This window comes from Myroides odoratus, from assembly GCF_001549985.1.
Lineage (GTDB): Bacteria > Bacteroidota > Bacteroidia > Flavobacteriales > Flavobacteriaceae > Flavobacterium > Flavobacterium odoratum_A.
The window spans coordinates 87488-94345 of the sequence record NZ_LROZ01000015.1 but is presented as its reverse complement, the minus strand read 5'-3'; the positions used below and the strand labels follow the sequence as shown (position 1 = coordinate 94345).

Sequence of the window (6858 nt, the reverse complement as noted above, 5' to 3'; positions counted from 1 at the left end):
TTGATTTAAAATCTCTTGAACTTCCGTTCTGTTGATGATCTCTTCGAAGTTATTGCTCACATCAGACATTACATCAATTACGACTTTGGCTCCCGCTTCATTGGTATATTCATATTTACCTTCGTCTATTCTTACTAAAGTCGTTAGCGTTTCACTGCCTTTTACAATGGTAGTCATATCTAAGGAAACGGTCTGTCCATTTTCGTCTACATATGTAAAAGAATCACCGTCATAGTGGATGTTACCGCCATTCTCGATGATGTATTGATTTAGAATCTCTTGAACGTCCGTTCTGTTGATGATTTCTTCAAAGTTATTGCTCACATCTGCCTGTACGTCAATAACCACGGCTAGACCAGCCTCATTGGTGTAGGTATATTTTCCATTGTTCAATGGGTCTTTCACTAAAGTAGTAACGGTTTCACTGCCCTTTACAATGGTAATCATATCTAAAGAAACGGTCTGTCCATTTTCGTCTACATACGTAAAAGAATCCCCATCATAGTGGATGTTACCACCATTCTCGGTGATGTATTGATTTAGAATCTCTTGAACTTCTGTTCTGTTGATGATCTCTTCGAAATTATTCGTCACATCAGACATTACATCAATTACGACTTTGGTTCCCGCTTCATTGGTATATTCATATTTACCTTCGTCTATTCTTACTACCGTCGTTAGCGTTTCACCTGCCTGAATAATGGTGGACAGGTCTATTGTAACCGTATCACCATTTTCATTGACAAAAGTCAATGTAGCCCCATCATAATGAACATTACCTCCATATTTATTAAGGTATTGCTCCATTGCTCCTTCATCTAAAATACGCATCCATCTATCCTGATACCAGTAATAGTATCCTGGTGTAACATCATTTTGCGTCAGGGTATTAAATATCAAAAGACTATTTTCATAACCATTCCCATCGTTTCCCTTAATCGTTTTGGTATCCTTTGTTGAAGTTAAAGGAACACGAGGAATTAAAACCCCTTTGTCTTTCGATACAACATCTAATTCTGATGATACATTAGGTGAACGCGTTCCAATACCAACCTGACAATAAGCTCCCCAAAACCCCATAAAAAATGCCACAGCAAATAATTTTCTTTTCATAATACTAGCAATTATAATTAATCCCCCTATTAGATTGTATTACCTATCTTCACTTTCAACACGTAATCTAATATCATTTTATCATTAACTTTACCAAAAGTACATCAAAACAGAGCTTAATTATAATTATTTCTATTATTTTAACTTAAAAATACAAATAAACCTCAAGACAAGATTAAGTTATTATCAAAAATACTCAAAGTGTATTTTTTGTTATCAGCAAGAAAAATAGAGAAGTAAAAAAACAAAGAAGTAAAAAATATAAACAGATAATTTGCAAACTACTTATAGGAAATAAGGGACAAAATATGGAAGCTTAGTAGCTAATTGAATGGGAAGTAATGGATATAAACAAAAAAAGCTTATTCAAATGAATAAGCTTTTTCTTGTGGGCGATGAGGGATTCGAACCCCCGACCCTCTCGGTGTAAACGAGATGCTCTGAACCAACTGAGCTAATCGCCCGAATGCGTATCGTTTTATTGTAAAATATTGTGGGCGATGAGGGATTCGAACCCCCGACCCTCTCGGTGTAAACGAGATGCTCTGAACCAACTGAGCTAATCGCCCGAATATAAAACGTATATTCGGAAATAATTCCAAATTTAATAAAAATAGTGGGCGATGAGGGATTCGAACCCCCGACCCTCTCGGTGTAAACGAGATGCTCTGAACCAACTGAGCTAATCGCCCGAATTAACTTTTATTTATATATTGTGGGCGATGAGGGATTCGAACCCCCGACCCTCTCGGTGTAAACGAGATGCTCTGAACCAACTGAGCTAATCGCCCTAATAAATATTTCTATAAATTCGGAATATTTCAATATGTGTAAGAATGGTGGGCGATGAGGGATTCGAACCCCCGACCCTCTCGGTGTAAACGAGATGCTCTGAACCAACTGAGCTAATCGCCCTTTCTTAATGAACGTGTAATCGTGTGTTGATTACGGGTGCAAATATACGACGGGATTTTATCTTTGCAAGCTTTTTGAAACTTTTTTTTATAAAATTTCTGCTACAACAAAAGTGCTTCCCCCTATATAAATCAAGTCTTCCGCCTTAGCAACAGCCTTAGCTTTTGCATAAGCTTCTGGTATTGAATCACAAACCATTCCTTCCAATCCAAATTCCTTCGCTTTCTCTGCTAAAATATTTCCATCTAATCCGCGAAAAATAGTTGGCTTAGCAAAGAAATATTTTGCCTCTTGGGGCAAAAGTGGTAGAACAGTTTGCAAATCTTTATCGTTGACTACCCCAAAAACAAAGTATAACTGTTCGTATTTTTCCGTTTTCAGCTGTTCCATTACAATGGCAAGCCCATGTTCGTTATGTGCGGTATCCGCAATCACCTTTGGATTTTCTTGTAGTACTTGCCAACGACCTTGTAATTTTGTATGAGCGACCACGTGATTTAACCCTTCTTTTTCATTTTTTTCTGTAATCACAAAATCTTTGCGCAACAATTCAATGGTTTGACGAACGGTACGTATATTCTTTTGCTGATAGATTCCCTTCAAATCAGAGGTCCATGTATTAGAAGCATACGTTTCTGACGCAAAATAAATCGGGCTTTGCATGGCTTTTGCCTTGGCAATAAAAACGGGTTTCGTTTCGGCTACATATTCTCCAATCACCACAGGAACCCCTTCCTTGATAATTCCTGCCTTTTCTCCCGCTATTTCAGCTAATGTAGTTCCGAGAAAAGCCATGTGATCTTTTCCAATATTTGTAATCACGGAAACCAAAGGCGTAATAATATTCGTTGCATCCAATCGTCCTCCCATGCCCACTTCAATAACAGCAACATCTACTTGCTCTTTTTTAAAGTATTCAAAAGCCATTCCAACCGTCATTTCAAAAAAACTCAACGACTCTTGCTCAAAAAACGATTGATTGGTCGCTATAAAATCAACAACAAAATGTTCGGTAATTTCTTCCCCATTAATCTTAATGCGCTCTCTAAAGTCTTTTAAATGAGGGGAAGTATATAACCCAACCTTATAACCTGCTTCTTGTAAAATAGACGCCAACATAGACGAAGTAGATCCTTTGCCGTTTGTACCTGCAATGTGCAGCGTTTTTAGTTCCTTTTCAGGATGATTTAAATGTGCCGCTAATTTTTCTATATTTGATAAATCGGCTTTATAAGCACTTGCTCCTTGCTGTTGATACATGGGAAGTTGTTCAAACATCCACAAGACAGTTTCTTGATAGGTCATAAGTCAAAAAATAGGGTTACTATCCTCTATTACTAATTAATTTAATGTAAATCATTTGATTTCAATCACTTTTACAAAACAATCCTCATCAAGCATGTTCCTTTCAGTAAAAGCAAATCAAAGATAGGGTGTTTTGCATGTGGTAAACAAGCAGATTAACGTTTTTAAATCGTCGTTTTCTTACCAAACGGGATCAAAAATATCATAGATAATACCCGCACTGTGATCATATTGTGCTCCAGTAACACTAGCGAGTGTATTGACTTCATCTCTCACTTTAAGCACCCCTAATAAAGCAAAAATTAGCGCTTCTTTATAGTTAATCAACAATACTGAAGGAACGTCAAATTGATAAGTGGGTGCATGATATTGAATACGCTCCATCAAATAACTATTAAAAGCTCCTCCACCTGTTACTAAAATTTTCGCCTGTTTATGCAATGGAATTCCTTGAGCGATTTGCATGGCGATGTGTTCTACAAACGTTGCTAAGTAATCTTCGGCAGTATTGGGATATAAATCAACTAATGGTTGAATATTACTAGTGACGTATTCAACTCCTAATGATTTAGGAGGTATTTTATTGTAATAGTCTAATCCATTCAACGCCGTTAATAACGGAGCGCATAGTACTCCTTGTCGTGCTTTTTGTCCTTCAGCATCAAATAGTAAGCCTAATTTATTCGCCTGTTCATTAAGCAATACATTTACCGGGCATAAATCAAAAGCAATGCGGTAGTTCAATTGATTCTCATACGAGACATTTGCAAAACCACCGAGATTTAAACACGCATCATAGGCACTAAAAAGCAAGCGATCGCCAATCGGTACCAAAGGAGCTCCCTGTCCTCCTAGCAGGACATCTTGTACGCGAAAATCACACACGACTTTATGTTGAATCAAATCTGCCAAAATGGATAAATTTCCAATTTGAACCGTATACCCTAAATCTGGGCGATGTAAAATTGTATGTCCATGCGAACAAACAAAATCAATAGATTCTAAGGCATGTTCTTGAATAAAAGCAGTAATCACTTGACCCAAATATACCGTATATTGTTCATCCAAGACATCAAGTTCTGCTTTGTTTAAAGTAATTGCTGTTTTGAGCTTCTTTCTCCAAGCTTCTGTATAAGGAATCGTTTGGCCTTGTTCAATTTCAAATGACCACGCTCCTTGATGCAAAGACAAAGTAACATACACCAAATCCACTCCATCCAAAGATGTGCCAGACATGATGCCGATAACGCGATATTGACTATTTTTCATAGGTATAAATTTACGCATACTAATTGAATATTTGATATTATTCCGTTATATTTGAACTCATAATTTTTTCAGCTTACAAAGCATAAAATAAACAATCAATGGATTTTAAATTAACAGAAGAACAACTAATGATTCAACAAGCTGCTCGTGATTTCGCGCAGACTGAATTATTACCTGGTGTTATTGAAAGAGACGAACATCAAATTTTCCCAACAGAACAAATTAAGAAATTAGGAGAGCTTGGATTTTTAGGGATGATGGTTGATCCAAAGTATGGAGGAAGTGGATTAGATAGCGTGTCCTATGTATTAGCAATGGAAGAAATTGCAAAAGTTGACGCTTCTACTGCTGTAGTGTTATCTGTTAATAACTCTTTAGTTTGTGCAGGTTTAGAAAAATATGCAAGTGAAGAACAAAAAGAAAAATACTTAACTCAGGTAGCTTCAGGAGAAGGGATCGGGGCTTTTTGTTTATCTGAGCCTGAAGCAGGTTCGGATGCTACCTCACAAAAAACAACTGCCGTTGACATGGGAGATTACTACCTATTAAACGGAACGAAAAACTGGATTACCAATGGTAGTACAGCTTCTTTCTACATTGTAATTGCACAGACAAACCCAGAAAAGAAACACAAAGGGATTAATGCTTTCATCGTTGAGAAAGGATTACCTGGATTTGAAATTGGAGCAAAAGAGCAAAAAATGGGAATCCGTGGATCGGATACACATACCTTATTATTTACAGACGTAAAAGTACCTAAAGCAAACAGAATTGGTGAAGACGGATTTGGTTTTGCATTTGCGATGAACGTATTAAATGGAGGTCGTATTGGAATTGCTTCTCAAGCTTTGGGAATTGCACAAGGGGCATATGAATTGTCTTTAAAATACGCGAAAGAACGCAAAGCTTTTGGAACAGAAATTATCAATCACCAAGCGATTGCATTTAAATTAGCTGACATGGCTACTCAAATTTCTGCCGCTAGAATGTTGTGTTTAAAAGCTGCAGCAGAAAAAGATGCAGGTCAAGATATCTCCGTTTCTGGTGCAATGGCTAAATTATTTGCTTCTAAAACAGCAATGGATACAACCATAGAGGCGGTTCAAATTCACGGTGGAAATGGGTACGTTAGAGAATATCATGTAGAACGCATGATGCGTGATGCTAAAATCACCCAAATCTATGAAGGAACATCTGAAATCCAAAAAATTGTAATTTCAAGAGGAATCTCAAGAGACTAAGTACAATCTTTACTATACAACAAAAGCGATCCATGGATCGCTTTTGCTTTTTATAAACCTATCTATCAATTTATCTCGCTTTACTGCACCTGAATCGTTATGGGTAAAGTGAATTGAGATCGTACTGTTCGATTATCCTGACGTGCAGGTTTCCATTTCGGCATGCTTTTTAATACGCGAATCGCTTCTGTCCCTGTGCCATACCCAGGATCACGCAATACTTTAATATCTGTGATACTACCGTCCTTTTCTACAACAAAAGACAGAATAACTTGTACTTTACGTGTATTATCAGGTACGTGTATTACACGAAACTTAGAAATAAACATTTGACTAAAATTAGCCATCCCACCTAGTGGTTCTGCTCTTTCAGTCGTGAAGTGAACAATGTCATTCCCTCCCTCTCTTTCATCCGTGCCGGTTGTATTGGTCCCCGTTCCATTCTCTGTTTTACCAGGTGTTTCAGTGATTAAAATACGACCCTCAACATTGCCTTCTATCGATTCGCTTCCAATTAATACATCTACTAAATTTTCTTGTTTTGCTGGTTCTTCCGTGATCTCATCTGCTGATGCTACTTCTAAAATGGCAAATCGCTCTACATTCATACTAGAAGCAGGCGCACTCGCCTCCTCTGTTTTTGTCTCTTCCACTATCGGCTTTACTTCTTCTTCCTTTACTTTGGGTATATCAACATCAACGAACTCAATCGTTTTATCAATAGGATCCACATAATCGATAACTCCTCCAGCGAATCCATTTTCTTCTTCAAAAAAAGAAGAAATAGCGGTTGGTGCTACAAATACAAATGCGAATAAACACAACCCACTTCCTAAAGCTAAGAGTGTGGTTCTAGGACTTTCTAGACGTAATTTGTAGGCTCCATACTGCTTATTTCTACCTGCAAATACAATATCTAACCAATCTTTCTTAAATAAATCATTTTTTGCCATAACATCCTATTTTAATTGATTAAACCTAACATACATTCAATGCCCCTCTTAACTTTTTAACA

Annotated in this window: 4 protein-coding genes, 5 tRNA genes and 1 pseudogene; 1 reads left to right on the top strand and 9 read right to left on the bottom strand. The window is 37.2% G+C overall.

Annotated features, from left to right (window positions below; genetic code table 11):
* From AWV75_RS14175 to AWV75_RS14140, 8 genes and pseudogenes are all read right to left on the bottom strand, one after another.
* Positions 1-1113 (bottom strand): annotated as a pseudogene (locus AWV75_RS14175) (hypothetical protein); the annotation flags it as partial.
* Positions 1114-1502: 389 nt separating this feature from the next.
* A tRNA-Val gene (locus AWV75_RS14170) sits at positions 1503-1577 on the bottom strand.
* A 30-nt stretch (positions 1578-1607) separates the two neighbouring features.
* Positions 1608-1682 (bottom strand) — tRNA-Val (locus AWV75_RS14165).
* A 48-nt stretch (positions 1683-1730) separates the two neighbouring features.
* Positions 1731-1805 (bottom strand) — tRNA-Val (locus AWV75_RS14160).
* Positions 1806-1829: 24 nt separating this feature from the next.
* Positions 1830-1904 (bottom strand) — tRNA-Val (locus AWV75_RS14155).
* Positions 1905-1950: 46 nt separating this feature from the next.
* Positions 1951-2028, bottom strand: a tRNA-Val gene (locus AWV75_RS14150).
* An 87-nt stretch (positions 2029-2115) separates the two neighbouring features.
* The gene (locus tag AWV75_RS14145) at positions 2116-3333 is read right to left on the bottom strand and encodes a bifunctional folylpolyglutamate synthase/dihydrofolate synthase (RefSeq protein ID WP_060874989.1); all 1218 of its coding nucleotides are present in this window, start codon (positions 3331-3333) and stop codon (positions 2116-2118) included.
* A 180-nt stretch (positions 3334-3513) separates the two neighbouring features.
* The gene (locus AWV75_RS14140) at positions 3514-4602 is read right to left on the bottom strand and encodes an anhydro-N-acetylmuramic acid kinase (RefSeq protein ID WP_060874988.1); all 1089 of its coding nucleotides are present in this window, start codon (positions 4600-4602) and stop codon (positions 3514-3516) included.
* A gap of 98 nt (positions 4603-4700) precedes the next feature.
* On the opposite strand from AWV75_RS14140, the gene AWV75_RS14135 reads away from it, so the two are divergent.
* Entirely contained in the window at positions 4701-5843 is a 1143-nt protein-coding gene (locus tag AWV75_RS14135; RefSeq protein ID WP_060874987.1) for an acyl-CoA dehydrogenase, read from the top strand.
* 80 nt (positions 5844-5923) lie between these two features.
* Here the strand turns inward: AWV75_RS14135 and AWV75_RS14130 are convergent, their stop codons facing one another.
* Complete coding sequence (locus AWV75_RS14130; RefSeq protein WP_060874986.1) at positions 5924-6796, bottom strand: energy transducer TonB; 873 nt, start codon at positions 6794-6796, stop codon at positions 5924-5926.
* Positions 6797-6858: the final 62 nt, after the last annotated feature.